This window comes from Hyphomicrobium sp. 2TAF46 (genome assembly GCF_052114865.1).
In the GTDB taxonomy this organism is placed as follows: Bacteria; Pseudomonadota; Alphaproteobacteria; order Rhizobiales; family Hyphomicrobiaceae; genus Hyphomicrobium_B.
In genome coordinates, this window is sequence record NZ_JBFRFO010000001.1 from 372,078 (window position 1) to 394,394 (window position 22,317).

At 61.8% G+C, this 22,317-nt stretch carries 22 protein-coding genes and 1 riboswitch; of the genes, 9 read left to right on the forward strand and 13 right to left on the reverse strand.

Annotation, left to right across the window (positions count from 1 at the left end; all coding sequences use genetic code 11):
• Positions 1–206: 206 nt before the first annotated feature.
• The 7 genes from AB4Z24_RS01670 to argH all read right to left on the reverse strand — a co-directional run bounded on the left by AB4Z24_RS01670 (position 207) and on the right by argH (position 8,790).
• Positions 207–1,010: a hypothetical protein gene (locus AB4Z24_RS01670; protein WP_441705411.1), complete on the reverse strand. Its 804-nt coding sequence runs from the start codon at positions 1,008–1,010 to the stop codon at positions 207–209.
• A gap of 124 nt (positions 1,011–1,134) precedes the next feature.
• Complete coding sequence (locus AB4Z24_RS01675) at positions 1,135–3,828, reverse strand: TIGR02302 family protein (RefSeq protein ID WP_441705413.1); 2,694 nt, start codon at positions 3,826–3,828, stop codon at positions 1,135–1,137.
• Positions 3,829–4,009: 181 nt separating this feature from the next.
• Positions 4,010–4,852, reverse strand: a complete 843-nt coding sequence (locus tag AB4Z24_RS01680) for a vWA domain-containing protein (protein ID WP_441705415.1) — start codon at positions 4,850–4,852, stop codon at positions 4,010–4,012.
• 13 nt (positions 4,853–4,865) lie between these two features.
• Complete coding sequence (locus AB4Z24_RS01685; RefSeq protein ID WP_441705417.1) at positions 4,866–5,210, reverse strand: helix-turn-helix domain-containing protein; 345 nt, start codon at positions 5,208–5,210, stop codon at positions 4,866–4,868.
• Between the two features lie 539 nt (positions 5,211–5,749).
• Entirely contained in the window at positions 5,750–7,015 is a 1,266-nt protein-coding gene (gene lysA, locus AB4Z24_RS01690; protein ID WP_441705419.1) for a diaminopimelate decarboxylase, read from the reverse strand.
• 80 nt (positions 7,016–7,095) lie between these two features.
• Positions 7,096–7,320: an LPS translocon maturation chaperone LptM gene (lptM, locus tag AB4Z24_RS01695; protein WP_441705421.1), complete on the reverse strand. Its 225-nt coding sequence runs from the start codon at positions 7,318–7,320 to the stop codon at positions 7,096–7,098.
• Positions 7,321–7,380: 60 nt separating this feature from the next.
• Complete coding sequence (gene argH / locus AB4Z24_RS01700) at positions 7,381–8,790, reverse strand: argininosuccinate lyase (RefSeq protein ID WP_441705423.1); 1,410 nt, start codon at positions 8,788–8,790, stop codon at positions 7,381–7,383.
• Between the two features lie 38 nt (positions 8,791–8,828).
• On the opposite strand from argH, the gene AB4Z24_RS01705 reads away from it, so the two are divergent.
• Entirely contained in the window at positions 8,829–9,476 is a 648-nt protein-coding gene (locus tag AB4Z24_RS01705; RefSeq protein WP_441705425.1) for a TlpA family protein disulfide reductase, read from the forward strand.
• A gap of 70 nt (positions 9,477–9,546) precedes the next feature.
• On the opposite strand, the gene AB4Z24_RS01710 is transcribed toward AB4Z24_RS01705, so the two are convergent.
• Positions 9,547–9,795, reverse strand: coding sequence for a hypothetical protein (locus AB4Z24_RS01710; RefSeq protein WP_441705427.1), 249 nt, complete (start codon positions 9,793–9,795; stop codon positions 9,547–9,549).
• Positions 9,796–10,040: 245 nt separating this feature from the next.
• On the opposite strand from AB4Z24_RS01710, the gene dapD reads away from it, so the two are divergent.
• Genes dapD through dapE form a run of 4 tightly spaced genes read left to right on the forward strand, consistent with a single transcriptional unit; the run spans position 10,041 to position 13,311 of the window.
• On the forward strand, positions 10,041–10,883 hold the full coding sequence (gene dapD, locus AB4Z24_RS01715) for a 2,3,4,5-tetrahydropyridine-2,6-dicarboxylate N-succinyltransferase (RefSeq protein ID WP_441705429.1): 843 nt from the start codon (positions 10,041–10,043) through the stop codon (positions 10,881–10,883).
• Positions 10,884–10,893: 10 nt separating this feature from the next.
• On the forward strand, positions 10,894–11,649 hold the full coding sequence (locus tag AB4Z24_RS01720; RefSeq protein ID WP_441705431.1) for a hypothetical protein: 756 nt from the start codon (positions 10,894–10,896) through the stop codon (positions 11,647–11,649).
• 16 nt (positions 11,650–11,665) lie between these two features.
• Positions 11,666–12,142 (forward strand): DUF805 domain-containing protein, encoded by a 477-nt coding sequence (locus AB4Z24_RS01725; RefSeq protein ID WP_441705432.1) that lies wholly within the window; start codon positions 11,666–11,668, stop codon positions 12,140–12,142.
• Complete coding sequence (gene dapE, locus AB4Z24_RS01730; protein ID WP_441705434.1) at positions 12,139–13,311, forward strand: succinyl-diaminopimelate desuccinylase; 1,173 nt, start codon at positions 12,139–12,141, stop codon at positions 13,309–13,311. The genes AB4Z24_RS01725 and dapE overlap by 4 nt, the downstream gene beginning before the upstream one ends.
• 169 nt (positions 13,312–13,480) lie before the next feature.
• Here dapE and AB4Z24_RS01735 read toward each other — a convergent pair whose 3' ends face one another.
• The gene (locus tag AB4Z24_RS01735) at positions 13,481–13,822 is read right to left on the reverse strand and encodes an HU family DNA-binding protein (protein WP_441705436.1); all 342 of its coding nucleotides are present in this window, start codon (positions 13,820–13,822) and stop codon (positions 13,481–13,483) included.
• Positions 13,823–14,080: 258 nt separating this feature from the next.
• Positions 14,081–15,205 carry a 2'-deoxycytidine 5'-triphosphate deaminase gene (locus AB4Z24_RS01740; protein ID WP_441705437.1) on the reverse strand — a complete coding sequence of 375 codons (1,125 nt, stop codon included), beginning with the start codon at positions 15,203–15,205 and terminating at the stop codon, positions 14,081–14,083.
• 136 nt (positions 15,206–15,341) lie between these two features.
• Positions 15,342–15,420, forward strand: a riboswitch (SAM riboswitch).
• Positions 15,421–15,492: 72 nt separating this feature from the next.
• Here AB4Z24_RS01740 and metZ point away from each other — a divergent pair.
• From metZ to AB4Z24_RS01760, 4 genes are all read left to right on the forward strand, one after another.
• Positions 15,493–16,704 (forward strand): O-succinylhomoserine sulfhydrylase, encoded by a 1,212-nt coding sequence (gene metZ, locus AB4Z24_RS01745; protein WP_441705439.1) that lies wholly within the window; start codon positions 15,493–15,495, stop codon positions 16,702–16,704.
• 10 nt (positions 16,705–16,714) lie between these two features.
• Positions 16,715–17,170: a Co2+/Mg2+ efflux protein ApaG gene (gene apaG / locus AB4Z24_RS01750; RefSeq protein WP_441705441.1), complete on the forward strand. Its 456-nt coding sequence runs from the start codon at positions 16,715–16,717 to the stop codon at positions 17,168–17,170.
• 15 nt (positions 17,171–17,185) lie between these two features.
• Positions 17,186–18,355 (forward strand): acetylornithine deacetylase, encoded by a 1,170-nt coding sequence (gene argE, locus AB4Z24_RS01755; protein ID WP_441705442.1) that lies wholly within the window; start codon positions 17,186–17,188, stop codon positions 18,353–18,355.
• 221 nt (positions 18,356–18,576) lie between these two features.
• Positions 18,577–19,143 carry an EF-hand domain-containing protein gene (locus AB4Z24_RS01760; protein ID WP_441705443.1) on the forward strand — a complete coding sequence of 189 codons (567 nt, stop codon included), beginning with the start codon at positions 18,577–18,579 and terminating at the stop codon, positions 19,141–19,143.
• Between the two features lie 36 nt (positions 19,144–19,179).
• Here the strand turns inward: AB4Z24_RS01760 and AB4Z24_RS01765 are convergent, their stop codons facing one another.
• Genes AB4Z24_RS01765 through AB4Z24_RS01775 form a run of 3 tightly spaced genes read right to left on the reverse strand, consistent with a single transcriptional unit; the run spans position 19,180 to position 22,313 of the window.
• The gene (locus tag AB4Z24_RS01765; protein WP_441705445.1) at positions 19,180–20,142 is read right to left on the reverse strand and encodes an Hsp33 family molecular chaperone HslO; all 963 of its coding nucleotides are present in this window, start codon (positions 20,140–20,142) and stop codon (positions 19,180–19,182) included.
• Positions 20,143–20,157: 15 nt separating this feature from the next.
• On the reverse strand, positions 20,158–21,099 hold the full coding sequence (gene argF, locus AB4Z24_RS01770) for an ornithine carbamoyltransferase (RefSeq protein WP_441706050.1): 942 nt from the start codon (positions 21,097–21,099) through the stop codon (positions 20,158–20,160).
• A 38-nt stretch (positions 21,100–21,137) separates the two neighbouring features.
• A complete protein-coding gene (locus tag AB4Z24_RS01775) occupies positions 21,138–22,313 on the reverse strand; it encodes an aspartate aminotransferase family protein (RefSeq protein ID WP_441706052.1) in 1,176 nt (391 codons plus the stop codon).
• Between the last annotated feature and the right edge of the window lie 4 nt (positions 22,314–22,317).

The following is a 22,317-nucleotide window of genomic DNA, read 5'->3' on the forward strand; positions in this document are numbered from 1 at the left end:
AAACTTACACGTTATGTAAAGCAATGCCGTTTGTCCGGCGTAGCCTCGAGGCGCACCGTTCCTCTAGCGAACGTCGGAAGCGGAGAACGGCAATGATGCGCGTGATCGAACAGCTGATCGAAACGATAGAAGCGCTTTTCTATCCGGATCGGCGCCCCCTGAACTGCAAACGCTGACAGTGCAGCGCTATTCGTTCCGGCAAAGACCTATGCTGACTTCGGCGTCCCGATCAATGTGTCTTTCGCTGGTTCGGTCTGGTGCCCAACCGATCCACTCGCACCGTTGGTATCGTCCGGATAAAGTTTTTGAGTCAAAACCGCGTAGGCGGATTTGGCATCGGTGATACCTTGGTCAACCGGCGCCGGGCCGTTCATCGTCAGCGTGCTGACGGCCTGCTGCATCGCGTCCAATTTCGCGCCGTCCGGATTAGGCTTAGCGGCCTTGGCCGCAACGGCAGCGTCATAATCGGCCTGCTTGTCCGCAACCTGCCCTTCAAAGATTTTGGCGGCCATATCCGAAGCGGACGGAATCTCTTCGGATTCCATTCCGGTGCGACCATAGTCGTCAAAAGTGGTGCTGAAGGAGAACGCCTCCGGCGGAAACATTTCGCGATGGGCCATGATGACGTCGCGCAAAGCGAAGTGACGCGCTTGGTCCGGGGCAATCATGACGTGCGTTTCTTCCTTGGCCTTCCGCATCTCCTCTTTGACCATGTCATTGAACTCGGCCTGGAGATCGGGGTCCGAAAAAACCTTCCTCAATCCTTGAGCGACATCGTCCGAGCTTGCCTTGAAACCCGTGAAGGAAAGGAAGGCCAAGACTTCCCGTTGTTGCCGTTTTGGCTGGAGAGGCCCCGATGCAGCTTTACCGGCTCGCGCCGCCTCGGACGTGATGAATGTGGAGTCGTCGCTCTTGCCGTCGCCCGAAGATCCGTTGTCGGACTTGCCCCTCAGCAACTGCAACGCCACCACACGGCTGCTGTAGTTGTGCGTGCTGTCGATCGCGGTCATGGGATGCGCCCCCGAATCAAAAAGCCTAGGCCATTTGATATAGGATGGCGTTAACACGTTCTTAATGAACGTAGTCGCGCAGCCGTGAAACCAAGGCAGCCCTCGCGGCCTCGCTGGGCCGCGCTTAAAACCGCTTCAGCAGCCGGTCGATGTATTCGAGTTCATCCTGCGGCCTGCGGCTCTCGCCCGAACGCTTGCGCAGCTCTTCGAGAATTTCCCGCGCCCGCTGCGCATCGATCGCATCGGGAACTTTGACAGACGTGCCGAGGTCTGGCCCCTGCGCACGCTGCGGCCGGCCCATCGGATCGCGCGGAGAATTGCCGCCGCGCCCGAGGCGTTGCTGCGCATTCTTCTGCATCTGCTCGGCCATCTGCTGGGCGCTCTGACGCATCTGTTCGAGCGCCTGCCCCTGCTGATTGGCCGCTTCGTCAAGATCGCCCTGCTTCAAGGCGTCCTCGGCTCTGCCCATGGAGTCCTGCGCCTTGCCGAGCTTGTCGGGATCGCCCGCGCCCATGTCCTCGAGATCCTTCTTGAGCTTCTCGAGTTCGTTGCGCAGTTGCGCCTGACGGTCTTGCAGACTGCCTTTGCCGCGCCGCTGCTGTCCGGCGGACTTGCCTTGCGAACCCTGCTGGCCTTCGCCCTGCTGTCCGCCGCCTTCCTGATCGGCCTGCATGTCGCCTTGCCCGCCTTGCTGACGGCCTTGGCCCTGCTGGCCTTGCTTGCCCTTGCCGGACTTCGGCGAACCCTGACCGTTCGGGTCGTCCTGCGAGCCGCCCTGTCCTTCCTGACGGCGCTGCTGCCCGAAGGTGTCGTCCATCAACTGCTGCTGCTTGCCGGTGAGATCGCTCAGCTCGTTGAGCTTCTTCATCATCTGCTGCGCGCGCTTCTGCTGCGCGCGCGCTTCCGGCGAATTGCTCGCCTGCAGACGATCCATCAATTCCCGCATCTCCGACAGCATCCGCTCGGCTTCATCGCGTGAACCCTCGCGCGCGCTCTTCTCCAGATCCTTCAGCATCTGGTCGAGGTCTTGCTGCCCGAGTTCCGAACTCTGATCGTCCTGCTGCTGCTGATCGCCGGAGGGATTTTCCTTCTCGGCGTTCTTCTGCATTTCGTTGAGATAGTCGTTGAGCCGCTTCTTCAGCTCCGCCATCGCGTCCTGGATTTCCTTGTCGTCGCCCTTCTCGATAGCATCCGACAGGCGATCCTGCGCATCCTTCAGCGACCGCTCGGCTTGCGACAGCGCGCCGTCCTCGATCTTCAGCGCAATCTGCCAAAGCTCATCGATCGACTCGTTCAATGCCGTACGCGTTTCCTGCCGGTCGAGGCGATGATAGATCGCCCTGAGACCGAGGTAGACGCTGTTGTCCTTGATGAAGCCCTCCGGCTCCATGGTCAGCGCATCGAGCGCACGCACGACCTTAGGCCGGTTGCGCGAATCTTCTGCAAGTTTGCGCCGCTGCTCGACCACGGCGCGCGCCAGCGGATTTTTGAAGCGCCGCGACGGCAGAACGATTTCGATCGGCTCGCTGCGCCCGACCTGACCGCCGACGTCCGTCGCCTCGAGCCAGAGCTGAACGCGCTGCCCCGCCCACGGATGCTCGCCGATGTCGAGAAGCGCCGAGGTATCGACCGTCTTCGCGCCGGGACGCGGAATCTTGAGGCTTAGCACCGGCGGCCGTTCGAGCGGCAACCGCGGCCCCGTGAGCGGCGGCGGCTGCGCCCATGACTTCGCGTTATCGACGGGCTTCGGGGCCACCTTGAGCACCTTAACTTCGGCGCTCTGCAAACCGTAATCGTCCTCGGCCTTGTAGAAGACGCGCATCGATCCGCGCGGCGTGCCGGTGATGTCCTTGGTCAGTGCGATTTTCGGCAGCGCGTCGGGAATGACATCAAATGTCCAGGCTCCGAGCTCCCGCGTTCCCGACAAGGCGCGGATGCGCGCCGATTTGCGGATTTCGTACCGCGTCTCGGAGACGTTCGAGGTAGTCCCGCTTTTCGATGCCTCAGGCGGCACGATGAGCGGCGCGGTCGCGCCGTCACTCAAGACTTCGAGCGATAGGCCGCCCGAGCCGAACCCGCTGCCCCTGAGCGTCAGCAGGCTTCGATCTGGAATCTCGAAAAATGTGGTCCGCTCTTTTGTCTCGGCGCCAGCCGACTGCGAGCCGTCGGCAAGCAGCACGGGTGGTAACGCCGTATAGGGTGGCGGCGTGACCCAGGCATCCACACGGGCCGCCGGCCCGGACTCACCCCCGCCGAAACGGAAAGCCGACGCCAGCCGGTCGCCGAGGTTCCCCGTGGCCAGCAAGGCGACTGGAATGAGCAGGACGAGCAGAAGCCCGCGCACCGCCCACGGATCGAAACGATCGGTTCTCGGAGCGGGACGGCCAACCCGAAGACGCGCGATTGCCCGCGCCAGGCGTTCGCGGTGCGCCTGCCAGATGGCGGACGTCGTGGCGTCCGACGCGCCGGACGTCAGAGTGTCCTCGTAGGACGTCGCAGGCCGGTGCGGTACGTTCGAACGGCGTTCGATCCGGCGGATGGCATCATCGCGTGACGGCCACGGCACACGAACCGCGTAAACGACGGCCGCGACGGCGCCCAGCGCAAATGCAGCCAGCAGAAGCTTATGGATCAGCGGATCGAGGTAGGGCCAGACCCCGGCGAACGACAAAATGGCGAACACGATCGCCAAGCCGATGACGAGCCACAGCCGCGGCCAAAGCCGCTCGAAAAACAGCGCAAGCGTACTGAGGCGAACTTTGCGCGCAAAAGACCGCGAGATCTCGGGACCAGGATCCCTGCTTTGAGGCTCTACCATGCCCGCCTAAGCTAGCACGGGGTCCACCCCCCGCACGTTAACAAAATGCAACATGAACGGGCTTCCACTCGGGGTTTTCCACCCTTCGGCGACGCCGGGTCGCATGGCCCCGAAAAACGACAAAGGCCGAGATTTCTCCCGGCCTTCGATCGCAATTCTTTTTTGTGACAGCCGCGCTGTACTACTCGTTCCAGGCGTCGCCCTGCTGCTTGGACCATGTGTCCTGATCCGGCGATCGCGGCACCGACACCGCAGTCGGCTTTTTGCGCCGGGAGAAGAGCTTCTTTAGGCCGCCCTTCTCGTCTTCGTCATCGACGAGACCCTTGCCGCCGGTGGCATCACCCATCGCCATGCGCAGCGTCGGCGAGAACTTCGCACTGGCGGAATACGCCCGTCTTGCGCCGGGCGTGGGCGCCGCAGAATAGCGGGCATTCGCTTCGGCCATCGCCGCCATCGAGGCGCTAAAGCGTTCTTCATCGAGAGCGATGCTCGCGACGTTGGCACTTTGAACACCCATCCGGATGCCCTCGCGCGCGCTTTCCAGTCCGGCGCCGAGGAAGAGCACGAGCCAGCCCTTCTTCTGCCGTTCGTCAAGAAGTGCCTTGATGCTTTCGTAGCTGTGTTTGCGGCTCGAATTCTCCAACCCGTCCGTCACGACGACGAGAATGGCCTTGTCGTCGACGGCGCGCTTGTCGAGCCCGTCAATGCCGCGGCCGACGGCGTCGAGCAGCGGCGTGCCGCCGCGCGGTTCGAAGTCGGCCGGCGAAATATCGGCTGCCGCAGATAGCGTCGATTTTCGGATGATCTCGTAAGCTCCAGTGTCGAAAATCGCGAGTTCGAAATCGGCGTCCTTCAGATTGTCGTCGTTGCGGCTCTTCGAGAGATAGGCGTTCACGCTTTCGATCGTCGCGGCGCGGCAGTCTTCCATCGACCCTGAACGGTCGAGCACCATGGTGATTGCGGTCTTGGTCGGTAGAGCTTTGGACTGAGTGGGGGACTGGGCTTCGGGAGTAGCTTCCGTCATGTCATCGTCCTTTTCAGCTTTCCCAGATGTCCTTGTCGCTCTTGAGCATCCGGGTAATGGCCGCCAGTTTTCCCTCGGACGCGCGCAATCGCGTCTGGAGGTCGGCGACGTCGGTGTCGACGTGACTCGCGAAAAGCTCAGCAGGATCGAGGCGAACCTCTTCGCAGGCGGCGAGGAATTGCCTGAGCGTCATCTCTGTCGCGCCGTTCTCGATGCGCGAATACTGGCTGTTCGAAAGTCCCATCGCTTCGGCGACGGTCGATTGCGTCAACCCGGAAAGCTTGCGCGCTTCCGCCAGACGCTCGCAGATCGCTGCGAGGCGTTCGTCAATGCTTCGAGGTTTCGGGCGTTTCGACACGTCTTGCATTTAGTGCAACATGCAATTGCGTCAAGCGCAAGTCGAAGGCCGGGCAAAAATAATTTTTGAATGGCTGAGGTTGAACCCCTCATCCGGCCTTCGGCCACCTTCTCCCAATGGGAGAAGGAATCCCCCGTACCGTTCCCGTCACAAGACTCGAGTTGCGCTCAACGAGGATCGCAGCTTCACTTTCCTCTCCCGGAACGGGAGAGGATGCCCGTAGGGCAGGTGAGGGACTTTGCGTCAGCCGGGCCGCGTCTGCATCAAGTCCCCTCATCCGGCCTTCGGCCACCTTCTCCCGATGGGAGAAGGAAAGGTCTGCTACCGCTCCCAACGCAACTTAGACGAAGCGCTCAAGACGAACGAAGCATCCTACTTTCCTCTCCCGGGACGGGAGAGGATGCCCGTCGAGCCGGAGGCTCGCTTTTGGAGGTGAGCCGAAGGCTCGCCTTCGGCGAGATGGGCAGGTGAGGGACCTGCCCACGGCATGATCGCCAGATCTTGGTGTCGTCACCGCGCAAACAGCGGAGACGACCGCCTCAAATCCAAGGCGGAATGCGATCGGCGCCGATCAGATCGTCATAGCTGACGCGGGGCCGGACGACGGCAAATTGGTCGCCGTTCACAAGCACTTCTGGCACCAAAAGACGGCTGTTGTAGGTCGATGACATCACCGCGCCATAGGCACCCGCCGTCATGACCGCGAGGAGATCCCCCGGCTCGACCGGCGGCAACGCCCGGTCCTCCGCGAGAAAATCGCCCGTCTCGCACACCGGACCGACGATATCCTGCTGGATCGGTGACATGTCCGAGCGCGCTTCGGTGACCGGCCAAATGTCGTGGTAGGCCTCGTAGAGCGTCGGCCGGATCAAGTCGTTCATCGCCCCGTCGACGATCGTGAACGTCTTGTCGGTGCCTTCCTTGACGTAGATGACCTTCGTGACGAGCACTCCGGCGTTACCGACGATCATGCGGCCGGGTTCGAGAATGATCTTGAGGCCGAGACCGCCCAGCGCCTCCTTGACGACGGCCGCATATTCGTCGGGCGTCGGCGGAATGTCGTTCGCACCCCGGTAAGGGATGCCGAGACCGCCACCGATATCGAGATGCTCGAGCGCAATCCCGTTGGCCTTCAAATCGCGCGCAAGATCGGCAAGCAGCCGGAACGCATCGCGGAACGGCGCGAGATCGGTGATCTGGCTGCCGATATGCATATGAATTCCGGAAATCTTGATTCCGGGAAGCTTCGCCGCCTCGGCGTAAAGCTGCCGCGCATCCTCGTAAGGAACGCCGAACTTGTTTTCGGCTTTGCCCGTCGAGATTTTCGCATGCGTCTTCGCATCGACATCCGGATTGACGCGAATAGCAATGGACGCAGTCTTGCCGAGCGACGTCGCAACTTCGCTCAATGCCAGAAGCTCCGGCTCGCTCTCGACGTTGAAGCCGTGAATGCCCTCTTCGAGCGCGTAAGCCATCTCGCCCCGCGTCTTGCCGACACCGGCGAAAATGATCTTCGATGCCGGAACCCCGGCCGCACGGGCACGGCGAAGTTCGCCTTCCGAGACGACGTCCATACCCGCGCCAAGCCGCGCCATCGTAGCAAGCACCGCCTGGTTCGAGTTGGCCTTGACCGCAAAGCAGATGAGCGCGTTCTGGTCCGCGAACGCCCTCGCCAAAACCTCGTAATGGCGGACGAGGGTCGCTGTCGAATAGCAATAGAAGGGTGTTCCGACCTCAGCCGCGATGTGTGCGAGGCTTACATCCTCCGCGTGAAGGAGGCCGGACTTATACTGAAAGTGATGCATGGGAGCGCTTCTAGCGGATGAGGAAGACCCGCGTCACCGAAAAATGCTGGGAGCGTTCAAAAACCGGTTCGGCGAACCGCTTACCGCAACAGCGGGTCAAGAATGAACGACTCGTGTGGCTTCGGCGGCGCATCCGAATTCTGGCCGGCGGCCTGAGCATTGGGCGATTTCGCATCACCCGCAGCCTTGGCGGCAGGAGGCGGCTCGAGAGGCCCCTTGACGCCGCACCCTGCAAAACCCGCGCAAGCCGCGCCGACGAGCGCCACCGCGATCCAGGATTTCGTGCTGCCTAGGCGCACGGCCATGCCAAAAACACTCCAAAACCGTTCGGCCCGCTCGGAAGGCAGGCTATGTAACTAAGACTTTTAGACCTTCGCCCGCGCCTTTTCCAACCGCTTGAGCCACTGACGGGCCATTTTGGCGACGTTCTGTGGCGCGGTTCCCCCATAGCTCGTTCGGCTCTTGACCGAATTTTCCACAGACAGCACCGAAAATACGGCTTTCGTGATGCGCGGCTCGACGGCCTGCATGTCGGTTAGGCTCAATTGATCGAGATCGACGCCCTTGGTTTCGGCCGCCTTCACGATGGCGCCCGTCACGTGATGCGCCTCGCGGAACGGCATCTTGAGCTCCCGGACGAGCCAGTCCGCGAGATCGGTCGCCGTCGAATAGCCGCGCCCGGCGGCAGCGCGCATGGCCTCCGCGTTGGGTTCGAGATCCGCAATCATGCCCGCCATGGCCGCCATGACGAGTCTGAGGCTCGCGAGCGCGTCGAACGTCGTCTCCTTGTCCTCCTGCATGTCCTTCGAGTAGGCGAGCGGCAGCCCCTTCATCACGATGACGAGGCCTTGGAACGCCGACGCGATGCGGCCGACCTTGGCGCGCGCCAGTTCCGCAGCGTCGGGGTTGCGCTTCTGCGGCATGATGGACGAGCCGGTGGTAAACCGGTCGGAGAGCTTCACGAAGCCGAACTGTGGCGTCATCCAGATGACGATCTCTTCGGCGAGGCGCGAGAAATGCACGGCCGCGATGGTCGCCGCGGCAAGGGTTTCGAGCGCGAAGTCGCGATCCGAGACGCCGTCGAGCGAATTCGCCATTGGCCGGTCGAAGCCGAGCGCCTCCGCCGTCATTTCACGGTTGATCGGGAACGACGTACCGGCGAGCGCGGCCGAGCCGAGCGGCGATTCATTGAGCCGCTTTCTGGCGTCCGCGAACCGGCCGCGGTCGCGCGCGATCATTTCGACATAGGCGAGCAGATGATGGCCGAAGGTCACCGGTTGCGCAGGTTGCAGATGCGTGAAGCCCGGCATGACGGTCGCCGCATGCGCCTCGGCCTTCTCGGCGAGCGCCTGCTGCACGTTTTCCAAAGCCGCGTCGATGCCGTCGATGGCGTCGCGCACGAAGAGCCGGAAATCCGTCGCGACCTGATCGTTCCGCGAGCGTGCGGTATGCAGCCGCCCCGCCGCCGGACCGATCAGCTCTTTCAGACGGTTTTCGACGTTCATATGGACGTCTTCGAGCGCGCGCGAGAACTCGAACGTGCCCGCGTCGATCTCGGCCTTGATCTTGTCGAGGCCTTTTGCGATTTCGCGCGCGTCGGTTTTGGCTATGATGCCCGCCTCGGCGAGCATTGCCGCATGCGCCTTCGAGCCGCGAATGTCCTGCGGGGCAAGCTGCTTGTCGAAGCCTATTGAGGCATTTATCTCCTGCATGATCTCGGCAGGAGACATTGCGAAACGGCCACCCCACATGGTGTTGGCTGGCTTGTCGGTCACGGGCGGCTCCGTATCAGAGAAGAAAACAAGGTTACCAAATGACAGCGAACGGCGCGGGAAACCCGCAAAAGGCTCTTTGGATAGTGGCGCTGTCGGCGCTGGCCGGGTTTGGGGCCGTATACGTTATCGGAGGCGGGTTAAGCAACGGAAGTTCGGACGATTCTGGCGCCCGCGCGCAGAATATATCGCCGCCCACCGTTGGGGAGTCCGGCACGTCGTCGTTCAAGCTCGGCGAGATGGCGGCCTTCGTAACCAAAAAGACGCCTGAGCCGCTACCCGACATCACCTTCCAGGACGCCGCCGGAAAGGATGTCACGCTCTCAAGCTTCAAGGGCAAGACGATCCTTCTCAATCTGTGGGCGACCTGGTGCGAGCCCTGCCGCGAGGAGATGCCGGCCCTCAACCACCTCCAGAAGGAGCTCGGCAGCGACAAGTTCGAGGTCGTGGCGCTGAGCCTCGACCGCAAGGGCTACGAGGCGTCGCGCAAATTCCTCGACGATTTGAAAGCCGGCAACGTGAAGCTCTATTCGGACGCGACCGCCAAGCAGGGCATGGCCCTGAAGCTTCTCGGAATGCCGACGACGATCCTCATCAACAAGGACGGATTGGAAGTCGGACGGCTGGCGGGTTCGGCGAAATGGGATTCCGACGACGCCAAAAAGCTCATCGAGGCGGCGATGAACTAGCCACCTCGAGGGCAATTCGAAAGCGAAGCCCAGTCCTAGACCCAGTCCGAAGCCCAGATGGGCAGCGGTTTTACTTCTTCTTCGTTTTCTGCGTCAGCGCCGAAGCGGCAACCGATTTCGCTTCCTTGCTTGACTTCGGGTCATGGAGGATTTTCGACGCTTCCGACGCGACCTTCTTGCTCGTTGTTTCCTTTGGGCTGCCGGTCTGCGTGAGCGCCGAAGCTGCAACCGACTTTTCAGCCTTCGTCGCCGTCTTGCTGCTCAGCACCTTTGAGGCTGCCGAAGAGACCTTTTTGCTGGTGACTTCCGATTTCGCCATGGGCGTCGCTTCCTTGTTTCGGGGGGGCCGCGAGGTACGGTCCCGCGGGTTCGAATCATGCCAGATTCGAATACGACGTGTAATGACAGGCGGGCACCGTTTCCATAGTCTTTCGAGGCCCACGATAACGGACGGGCGCTTCTGATCTCCGTCACCTCGTACGCCGAATTGACACCCCGCGCCCGAGAGGCGACAAGGCGCGTCTCGCAATTCCAATACCCGCACAGCATCGGAGACGCTTTCCCATGGCCCACGACGACCTGAAGAAGACAATCGAAACGGCTTGGGAAGCCCGCGACGGCCTTTCGTTCGATACTAAGGGCCCAGTGCGCGACGCCGTCGAAACCGCCTTAAATCTGCTCGACAAGGGTGAAGCCCGCGTCGCCGAGAAGGCGGACGGCACCTGGGTCGTCAATCAGTGGCTGAAAAAGGCAGTCCTTTTGTCGTTCCGCCTCAATGACATGGAAATGATCCCCGGCGGCCCGGCAGGCAGCTTCTACTGGGATAAGGTGCCTCCGAAGTTCGCCGGCTGGACGGAAGCCGACTTCCGCAAGGGCGGCTTCCGGGTGCTGCCCGGCGCCATCGTTCGCCGCTCGGCCTACATCGCTCCCGGCGCCGTTTTGCTCCCCTCGTTCGTCAACCTCGGCGCCTACGTCGACAGCGGCACGATGGTCGACACCTGGGCGACGGTCGGAAGTTGCGCTCAGATCGGGAAGAATTGCCACATTTCCGGCGGCGCCGGCATCGGCGGCGTGCTCGAGCCCCTTCAGGCCGGCCCTGTCGTGATCGAGGATAACTGCTTTATCGGCGCCCGTGCCGAAGTCGCCGAGGGCGTTCAGGTCGGCGAAGGCTCGGTGCTTTCGATGGGCGTCTACATCGGCGCCTCGACAACGATCATCGATCGCGCCACAGGCGAAAAAATGTTCGGTAAGGTGCCTCCCTATTCCGTCATCGTATCGGGTACGATGCCGGGCAAGCCTCTGCCGAACGGGGAACCAGGTCCAAATCTCTACTGCGCCGTGATCGTCAAGCGCGTCGATGAGAAAACGCGCAGCAAGACCAGCATCAACGAGCTTCTTAGGGATTGATTGGAAGCAGATGGCGACGCCTTCGAGATTCCGTACGCTTGATCCGGCTCGCATCACGGCGAGCCTCGATCAGCTTGCTCGGCGTATCGAAGAGCGATTTCCGGGCGCCGGCCTCGCAAACGTCTGCCGTGACATCCTCGCGCTCGCCAAGGAAACGGCGAGCGCAGCGCAGGAGATCAACCGCCCGCATTTCTTCCTGCGTTTCATCATCTGGCTTGCGACCACCGCCGGGGTTGCCCTGCTGATCGTGGTCGCTCAGCTCATTTTCGGTAGCACCAAAGCGAACGACGACCTTTTCGGCACGCTGCAGGGCATCGATTCCGGCTTCAATATTGTCGTGCTGATGGGCGCGACGCTGTATTTCGTCTCGTCGCTCGAGTCGCGCTGGAAGCAGCGGAAGGCGCTTGCCGCGCTGCACGAGTTCCGCTCCATCATCCATGTCATCGACATGCACCAGCTGACGAAAGACCCGAGCATGCTGGCGGGCGTGCATACGTCGAGTTCGCCCAACCGGAGCCTGTCCCCGTTCGAGCTCGTTCGTTATCTCGACTATTGTTCCGAGATGTTGTCGCTCACGGCCAAGCTTGCCGCGCTCTACGCCGAGAAGCTCAGCGACCCAGTCGTGGTCGACGCGGTCGGCGACCTCGAACGGCTGACATCGGACCTATCCGGCAAGATCTGGCAGAAGATCACGATCGTGCAGAGCCTCGAAGGCCGCGACATACCGTTGCCGTCGGTGGCCAAGCTTTATCCGCAGCCGAGCTGAAAGGCCGCAAAGCCGCATGGAAGATCTGGCAGCGCTGCTGTTTTCTGTCCACGGCCGCATCACCCGAACGATGTGGTGGATAGGAACGATCATCACGTGCGCCGCGTGTCTCGCTGCCACCTTCATGTTCGACCCTGGACTTTTCGATCCCGAGAGCAATACGCAGGCGCCGCCCAGCATTCTGGGAACCGCCACCCAGCTCGCCTTGCTCTGGCCGATCACTGCCATATCGGTTAAGCGCCTCGCCGATTGCGACTGGCCGATGTGGCCCGCGCTCATTATTGTCCCATCATCGGGCATTCTTGATATCGGGCCGCATTTCGGATTTATGGTCGATATCGATCGCTTCACACCCGGCGAAAAAGCGGTCCTGATTGCGTTGGCGATCCCCGGTTTCGCCCTGATGCTCTTTAACGGCAGCGTTCGCGGAACGCGCGGACCGAACCGCTACGGACCCGATCCGTTTCAAAAACAAGTTCAAACGGCAATATGACCCTGATTCCCACCGATCCCGTTGCTCTCTCACAGGCGCTCATCCGCTGCGAAAGCGTCACGCCCGACGAAGCCGGCGCCCTGACGCTGCTGCAGAACGTGCTGGAACCGGCAGGCTTCACCTGTCACCGCCTCGTCTTCTCCGAGCCCGGCACGCCGGACGTCGATAATCTTTACGCGCGCCTCGGCTCAGGCCGGCCGCACCTCTCGTTCGCCGGACACACCGATGTCGTCCCGGTTGGCAACGAAGCGGCCTGGACCGTCCCCCCGTTCGCCGGCGAAATCCGCGAAGGCCTCCTCTACGGTCGCGGCGCCGTCGACATGAAAGGCTGCATCGCGGCATTCGTTGCAGCGTCACTCAAGTACATCCATCATTACAACGGCCTGCCGCGCGGCTCGCTATCGTTCATCATCACCGGCGATGAAGAAGGCCCATCGATCAACGGCACGATGAAAATCCTCGAATGGCTGAAGGCACGAGATGAAGTCATCGATGCCTGCCTCGTCGGCGAACCGTCGAACCCGAAAGCGCTCGGCGATGAAATTCGCATCGGCCGCCGCGGCTCGCTCAACGTCGATCTGATCGTTCACGGCAAGCAGGGGCATTCCGCGTATCCGCAAATCGCCGACAATCCGGTCCCGAAACTCGCCCGCATCATCGACCGCCTATCGACGACGAAACTCGACGACGGAACAGAAAGCTTCCAGCCGTCGAATTTGCAGGTAACGGTGATCTCCGTTCCGAATACGGCGACGAACGTGATACCGGGACGAGCGGTCGCCAAGCTCAACATCCGCTATAACGACGGCTGGACGCGTCCGACGATCGAAGAGTGGGTGCGGAAAACGACCACGAGCGCGGCAGCCGAGGTCGACGCCAAATACGATCTCGCATTCTCCGGCACCGGCGACGTCTTCCTGACGAAACCGGGTCCGCTCGTCACGACGCTGAAGGACGCCGTCAAATCCGTCACCGGCCGCACGCCCGCGCTGACGACAGGCGGCGGTACATCCGACGCGCGCTTCATCAAGGACATCTGCCCGGTGGTCGAATTTGGTCTCGTCAATCAGACGATCCATCAGGTCGACGAGCACACGAGCGTCGCCGACCTCGAAACGCTGACCGAAATCTACGGGCGTTTCATAACGAACTTCTTCCGCAACGGTTGAATACGCGTCATCCCCGACCGAGCCGCGTAAGTGGAGTTGAGAGGCGCTGAATTCCCCTCCCCTTGACGGGGAGGGGTTAGGGGTGGGGTGAAGCTTGCAGCCCTGCGTCAAATGAAAAAGGCCGCCATATCCGGCGGCCTTCTCAAATTACCCCGCTAAAGAGCGATCGTTAGATCGACTCTTTCAGCTCCTTCGCGGCGCGGAAGGCGATCTTCTTCGAAGCCTTGATCTTGATGGCTTCGCCCGTTGCCGGGTTACGGCCCATGCGTGCCGGACGCTTGCGAACCTGCAGAACGCCGAGACCGCCGATGCGGATGCGGGCGCCCTTCTTGAGATGCTTCGAAATCTGCGCGACGAGATCTTCGAGCAGCGCAACCGACTGCTTCTTCGGAATCTCGTGGGCTTCCGCGAGTGCCGCGGCAATATGCTTCAAAGTTACGGTTTCAATCTTCGCCGCAGCCTTGGCCGGAGCCTTGGCTGAAGTCTTTGCTGGCGCAGCTGCCTTTGCCATTGTCGTCCCTCTTATGCGAATCGGTTTGGTATCAAACACTACATCGTTGAAGCCCAAAAACATGCTGATTCCGGGCCTTTTTCGAATGAAGCGCGCGAAAAAAGCAGCATTTGTGGCTCGAAAGCAAGCGTCCCGTGGGGGTTGGACGCAAAAAAAGCCGCCGAATCCGCAGATTTTAGTGCGTTTTGGCGGAATGAGGCGAATGAACGAGGGATATAAAATCGAAAGTTTGCGAAGGGAGCCTCTTCGCAAACGATACTATTTGAAATGCTTCGACAGCTTCAGACCCTGGCCTTGGTAGTTCGATTTGAGCCCCTGGCCATAGAGCGTTTCCGGCGTTTCCGTCATCCGCTCATAGATAAGCCGGCCGATGATTTGCCCGTCTTCGAGGATGAAAGGCACCTTGTGCGAGCGCACTTCGAGAACGACGCGCGAGCCTTTGCCCCCCGCCGCCGCGTGTCCGAAGCCCGGGTCCATGAACCCCGCATAATGCACGCGGAATTCGCCGACGAGCGGATTGAACGGCACCATTTCGGCGGCATGCGTCGGCGGCACATGCACCGCTTCCTTGGAAGCCAGGATGTAGAACTGATCGGGATCGAGGATGAGCCGGTGCTTGTCCTTGACGTAGATGGGGTCCCAATAGTCCTCGACCGGATAGGCGCCGACCTTGTCGACATCGACGACGCCGGTATGGCGCCGCGCGCGAAATCCGACGAGCCCCGTTTCATCGCCCGCAAGATCGACCGTCAGCGCGATACCGCCGGAAATATCGGCGTTCTCCGCCGAAACCAGACGTTCCCGGAGCTGCAGTTCGCGCAGCGCCGTATCGCTGTCGGCGGCCGGCCCGTTGCGAAAACGGATCTGCGACAGCCTGGAACCTTTTCGGACGACGATCGGAAACGTCTGCGGACAGATCTCGGCGTAGAGCGGTCCATTGTAGCCGCGTGGAATTTGATCGAACGCCCCGACCCCGTCGGCGATGACGCGCGTGAACACGTCGAGCCGCCCCGTCGAGCTTTTGGGATTCGCCGAAGCTTCGACGTCGTTCGGCAACGCCAGGGACTCGAGCAGCGGCACGATGTAGACGCAGCCCGTTTCGAGCACCGCCCCTTGGCTGAGGCTGATCGTATGCAGCGCCAGATCGTCGAGCTTCCCCTGCACCCGCCCGCCCGGCCTCGGAAGAAAGCTTGCGCGCACCCGGTAGGCGACGGCACCAAGCCGGAGGTCGAGACTCGCGGGCTGCACCTGTCCCTCGATGACAGGCTCCGCAATCCCGATTTCGCCGTCGGCAATCATGCCCGCGACGACTTGCGACGGAAGAATACCGGCCGCTCGCTCGCGACGCCGCGACGCCGAATGTGTTTTCTCACTTTTTGTCATGGCGTCGGTCTACCCCCTAGGGCTCCCTCTAAAGTAGGCCCAATGCTTCGCCAAGCGCGACAATGTCGGCAATACCGGTTATTCCGTGCCGATCGATGCCACCTCTTGACGCCGCCGGGTACGGGCGGTAATCCGGCTCAACTCTCGTGGTCCTTTGGCCGGCCGGCTTGCAGCCACGTTAAACAAGTTGCTAAAGAGGCCGTGTGCGCTCCCGGTTTCCCGCGCCCGGTTCTTTCGTCAGCCGGCGTCAGTGGACCGGGTTTTTTATTGCGCGAAAGGCCGTTCCGATGGCGAATGACGAGCAGTCCCCGTCCAATAGTCCTGCATGGCGCCCCGATACGGTGCTTGTCCATGGCGGCACCACCCGGTCCGAATGGGGCGAAACATCCGAAGCCCTCCATCTGACGCAGGGCTTCGTCTACAAAAATGCAGAGCAGGCTGAGGCCCGCTTCAAGCAGGAAGACCCCGGCTTTCAATATACGCGCTTCGGAAACCCGACGATCTCGATGTTCGAAGATCGCCTGAAGCTGTTCGAAGGCGCCGAAGAATGCCGCGCCACCGCCACCGGCATGGCCGCCGTCACCGCCTCGATGCTCTCTTATATGAGAACAGGCGATCATATCGTCGCCGCGCGCGCGATGTTCGGCTCGTGCCGTTACATCGTCGAAACCCTCTGTCCGCGTTTCGGCATCGAAGCAACGCTCGTCGACGGCAAGGACCTCGACGCCTGGCGCGCCGCCATCCGCCCGAACACCAAGATGTTCTTCTTCGAAACGCCGTCAAATCCGGTGCTCGAACTCGTCGATATCGCCGCCGTCTGCAAGATCGCGCGCGATAACGGTATCCTGACCGTCGTCGATAATGTGTTCGCGACGCCGATGCTGCAGCGACCGTTGGCGCTCGGCGCCGATATCGTCGTCTATTCGGCGACGAAGCACATCGACGGCCAGGGCCGCTGCCTCGGCGGCGCCGTCCTCGGCAAGACCGAGTTCATCACCAAATACGTCCAGGAATGGCTCCGCCAGACGGGCCCATCCATCAGCCCCTTCAATGCGTGGGTGATGCTGAAGGGCCTCGAGACGCTCCCCATCCGCGTCAAGGCGCAGTGCGGAACGTCCGCTAAGATTGCCGACCTGCTGTCGGGTCTCAAAGGCGTGACGCGGGTGCTCTACCCCGGCCGCGCCGATCATCCGCAAGCGGCGCTTGCCCAAAAGCAAATGCCGGGCGGCGGCCAGATGATCGCTTTCGAGGTCGAAGGTGGTAAACAGGGCGCCTTCCGCTGTCTTAACGCTCTTCGTTTGATCCGCATCTCGAATAACCTGGGCGACGCCAAGAGCCTCGTGACGCATCCGGCGACGACCACCCACTTTAAGTTGACGCCGGAACAGCGCTCGGAACTGGGTATTAGTGATGGTATGATCCGTCTTTCGATCGGACTTGAAGCGGCGGAAGATTTAGCCGACGATCTGTCGAATGCGGTGAAGAAGGTTACGGGGTGACGGGGACAAGATGAGTAAAAGTACGCCGGCATCGGCAGCCAGAAAGGCCGCGTCAGCAGCAGCCGCCTACCACGCTTATGAAGCCACGACGCGCGGCATCCGCATTCGTGTCGAGCCGCGCTACATGGAAGACCAGTCGTCTCCGGAAGACAGCCATTTCGTGTGGTCCTACGCCGTCGAGATCAACAACGACGGCGCCGAGACGGTGCAGCTGAAGTCGCGGATGTGGCGGATAACGGATGCGCTCGGCCGCACCGAAGAAGTTCGTGGCGCCGGCGTCGTCGGACAAACGCCGGTCATCGAACCGGGCAAATCGTTTCAGTACACATCGGGCTGTCCGCTGAAGACGCCGCAGGGTATCATGGTCGGCAGCTATCAGATGTCGGACGAGGCCGGTAAGCTTTTCGACGTAGCCATACCCGCCTTCTCGCTCGATAGCCCCTATACTCGGCGCAGCATGAACTGAACGCGACGGCAGCCGATGAGCGAAGCCCGAGGCCATACCTACACGCCTGTCGAATTGCTTGCGCGCCTCGTGGCCTTCGACACCACGAGCCACAAGAACAATCTCGGCCTGATCGCCTTCGTCGAAGAATACCTTCGGGGGCACGGTGTCGCGTCGCATCGGATCGTCAGCGAAGACGGTCAGAAAGCCTCGCTCTACGCCACTATCGGCCCGGCTGACGAAGGCGGCATCGCGCTCTCCGGCCATACCGACGTCGTGCCTGTCGATGGTCAGGACTGGACGAGCGATCCGTTCACGCTGCGAGCGGAAAATGGCCGCCTCTATGGCCGGGGCTCAGCCGATATGAAAGGCTTTCTCGCCGCTTCCCTCGCCGCCGTCCCCGACTTCAAGAAACGCAAACTGAAGAAGCCGATCCATCTCGCCTTCTCCTATGACGAGGAAGTCGGCTGCATCGGTGTTCGCCCGATGATCGCCGAACTTGGCAAAGCGCTCCCCAAGCCGCGCATGGTGATTGTCGGCGAGCCGACGAGCATGCAGGTCGTCGATGCGCACAAAGGTCCGGTCCGCTGGAACGTCAACGTCAAGGGACGCGCGGCCCATTCGAGCATGGCGCATCTCGGCGTCAACGCCGTTACCTACGCCACCCGCCTGATCGGCGAGCTCGAGCGCATGGAAGCCGAGCTGAAGCATCGCGTGATAGACGTTCGTTTTGAACCGCCCTACTCGACGCTGCAGGTGACGAAGATCGACGGCGGCACGGCGACCAACATCGTCCCCGTTCATTGCAGCTTCGTTTTCGATATCCGCGCCTTGCCCGGACTGCGTGCCGACGAAATCGAAGACCGCTTGCGCCGCTTTGCAGAGATGCATTGCCTCCCTGAAATGCACGCCATCGCTCCTGAAGCCGGCATCGACATCGAACGCGTCAATGCCGTGCCGCCCTTCGGCGCCGAACCGTCGTCCGAGGTGGTGGCGCTCGCCCTGAAATTGACCGGGCAAAACGAAACCTTCGGCGTCTCTTACGGCACAGAAGCCGCGCTCTTTCAAAATGCGGGCGCGCCGTCGGTCGTCTGCGGACCCGGCGACATCGCGCAGGCCCATACCGCCGATGAATGGATCGCCGAGAGCGAAGTCGCCAATTGCATGGTCTTCCTGGATCGCCTCGGAGCCTGGGCCGAGACCTGACAATAACGGTCAAGCCATACTGCACCGCGGCGAAATCCAATGCACCGCAATAGGTTAGGTAAAGCCGGAACGAGTGTGACCTGCCTACGACATACCGTGCGACAATCTTGCAAACCCACGACTTTCTTCTCGGATCGCCGTGCTTCCGGCCCACTCTTGAGCGTACCAATCACCCTGCGCCTTCGAGCCGCCGAGCCTTCGCCAATTTTAGAGACGGGCCAATGACCAAACGCTTGCAGCTTCTCAACGCCTCGGCCTGCGCCATAACCGCCGCCCTCGCTCTCGCCGGATGCTCGACGGCCTCGGTGCCGACCATCGGCTCCATCAATCCGTTCGGAGGAGGCAACCAGATCTCGGAAATCGACCGTGCATATTTGCAAGCGGCGGGAAGCTGGGATCTCAACCACGACAACGTCGTGACCTGCAACGAGTGGAAGTCCTACGCCGAAGATGTCTTCAACAGCGCCGACACCGATCACGACGATTCCCTCGACGCGAGCGAGTGGAACAACCTGACCAAGATCGACAAGATGTTCGTGACCGCAGACCTGAAATATTTCGATCAGAACGGCGACGGCAAGGTCACGCGACAGGAATTCGTCGACAAGCCAAACCCGGCCTTCGTCCTGATGGATAAGGCGGGCACATGCAAACTCGATGGCGCTCAGATCGCTAGCGCCCGCTCGAAAACCGAATACGATGTCTCCGGCAAGGCTCCACAAAACAGCGATCCGCGCGAGCAGGGCGGCGATATCGGCAAAGCCGCGAATGGCGGCCTCAACAAATAAGGGAACGCAATTGCTCGGCTGACCCGCAGACGAAACTCAGCCGCCGGCCGCCCGCAATTCATCGAGCGAGAAGACGTATCTTGCCGTGCAGAATTCGCACGTGACGACGATCTTTCCGTTGTCGTCGAGCATGTCGGACAGTTCGTTGGCGCCGAATGCGAGCAACACGTTCTCGACTTTCTCCCGGCTGCATCGGCAGAACGAAGAAAGGGGAATGACCCGCTCGATCGCGACGGCCTCTTCATGAAAGAGCCGAAGCAGCAGCCGCTCGACCGTTAAACCCGGGTCGAGCAGCTCGAGATCTTCGACGGTCGCGGCGAGCATTTCGACGCGCTTCCAGTCGTCGTCGRCATCGGCCCCGCCTTCGTCGAGCGAAGCCCCGACGCTTTGCACCATCAAGCCGCCCGCTCGCCGGTGCCAGCGCACGTCCGACTGCGACGCTTGCTTTGGCGCAACGTAGTGCTCCGCAACCGCGGTCCGGATGAATGTCGGCAGATTTTCGCGTTGCTGAAAGTAAGCCGCCGCCGTCGCCGAAAGTGGCGCCGCCTCGAACGCGAGCACGCCTTGGTAGCGCTCCTGTCCCGGGCCCGAATCGAGCGTGATCGCGAGATGACCGTTGCCCAGCGCCGCCGCCGTCTCCTGCCGCGCTCCGATTTGCGCAATCTCGGCGATCTTCTTCGCGTCGTAGCGGGCATACCCTCTAAGGCGTCCGCTCGCGGTGTAGTCGGCAACGAGAATGGAAACCGGACCGTCCGATCGCGTCAACAGATTGAGGTTGCCCCCTTGCGGCAAGGCCGATCCGCAAAGCGCAGCCAGCGCCAGCGCTTCCGACAGCGCCCGGCCCGGAAGGTCGGGCATCGCATGCGGTGCCACGATGGCGTCGAGCGTCGCCCCGAGCCGCACCAGCCTGCCCCGGATATTGGAGTTCTGCGTGCGAAAGGCGACGACGACGTCGTCTATCGGTATCGAGGGCGGTGTTGGCGGAGTGTCAACCGGCATCGGTGAGACAATCCCTCAGGCGCCGAAGCACCATGCAAGAATGGCTTTCTGTGCATGGAGACGGTTCTCGGCTTCGTCGAAAACGACCGACTGCGGGCCTTCGAGAACGTCCTCGGTGACTTCGTGTCCGCGATAGGCTGGCAGGCAGTGCATGAAGATCGCGTTCTTGGCCGCCTTGCTCATGAGCTTCGCGTTGACGGCATAGGGCGCCAGAATTTTCTTTCGCCGTGCCGCATCCGACTGTCCCATCGAAACCCACGTATCGGTGACGACGCAATCGACGCCTTCGACCGCATGCACCGGATCCGTTCCGATCTCGACATCGCCCTTCTCGCGACGAAGCCAGGCAAGCGCTTCCTCTTCCGGAAAAAGCTCTTTCGGGCAAGCGAGCTTCAGCTTGAAGCCGAAGCGAACGGCCGCATGCATCCACGAAACCGCGACGTTGTTGCCGTCCCCGACCCAGGCGACCGACTTGCCCGCGATCGGACCAAGGTGTTCCTCGAACGTCTGGATGTCGGCCATCACCTGGCAAGGGTGGCTCTTCTCCGTCAATCCGTTGATGACGGGGATCGTCGCATAACGGGCAAGCTCGGCGAGCGTCGCATGCGCATTGGCGCGGATCATGATGCCGTCGGCATAGCGCGAGAGAACGCGCGCCGTATCGGCAACGGATTCACCGCGGCCGAGCTGCAGATCGGTATGGTTCAGCGTCAGCGCGCCGCCGCCGAGCTGACGCATCGCGACATCGAATGAAACGCGCGTCCGCGTCGAAGGCTTCTCGAAGATCAGCACGAGGACCATGTCCTCGATGTTCTTCGGACGCAGATTGGCCGGCACACGTTTGCCGGCCTTTTTCATCGCATGCGCCGCGTCGATGATCCCCCGCAGCGTCTTGCTATCGAGATCGGCGATATCGAGAAAATGCCGGACGGTCCGGACGGAAGGTTTCGTGGTCATGACTTGCGGAGCTTTCTCCAGCTCTTTCGAATGTACGGTCATGGGGACGTCTCGCTGGCGACACGCGCGAGAGCGCGCGACAGGGCTCTGACCCCTTCTGCAATCTCTTCCTCGGTCGCGATGAGGGGTGGAAGAACGCGGACGCTATTGTCTCCGGCCCCGACGATGAGAAGCTTCTCCTCGTTGGCCGCTTTGACCACCTGCGGGGGCGTGACGCCGGATTTCAGCTTCAGCCCCATCAACAGACCCGCGCCGCGAACCTCTTCGACGAGCCCCGCGTGCTGATCCTTGAGGCCTTCGAGGCCCTGCTTGAGGCGCAATGTTTTCGACTGCACGGCTTCGAGGAACCCGGGCTCCGCGATGACGTCCAGAACCGTCGACGCGACGGCCATCGCCAGCGGATTGCCGCCGAAGGTCGAGCCATGAGTGCCCGGCGTCATGCCCTTGGCGGCTTCCGCGGTCGCGAGCACAGCGCCGACGGGAAATCCGCCGCCGAAGCCCTTCGCAATCGCCATGACATCGGGCGTGATGCCGGCCCATTCGTGCGCGAATAGTTTGCCCGTCCGCCCCATGCCGGTCTGAACCTCGTCGAGCACAAGCAATAAGCCATGCTTGTCGCAAAGCTCGCGAACAGCTCTGAGGAAGTCCGGCGAAACGGCCCTGACGCCGCCCTCGCCCTGAATGGGCTCGAGCATAATCGCCGCCGTCTCCGGCCCGATCTGAGCCGCGAGCGCGTCGAGATCCCCGAGGTCCACGTGATCGAAGCCCTCGGCCGCCGGCCCGAAGCCTTCGAGATACTTCTCGTTTCCGGCAGCCGCGAGCGTCGCCAGCGTCCGCCCGTGGAAGGCGCCGCGAAACGCGATGATCCGCCGGCGGTCGGGCTGGCCCGATACATAATGATAGCGGCGCGCGACCTTGATCGCGCCCTCGCAGGCTTCCGCACCCGAATTGCAGAAGAAGATGCGCTCCGCGAACGTCAGCCGCGTCAGCTTATCGGCGACGGTCTCCTGGCCCTCGACCCGGTAGAGGTTCGAGGTGTGCCACAGCTTCTCGGCCTGTGTCTTAAGCGCCGCGACGAGTTGCGGATGCGCATGACCGAGCGAATTGACCGCCACGCCGGACCCGAAATCGAGATAGCGCTCGCCGCTCTCGGCAATCAGCCAACAGCCCTCGCCGCGCACAAAAACGATGTCCTGACGGGCATATGTGCCCATCACA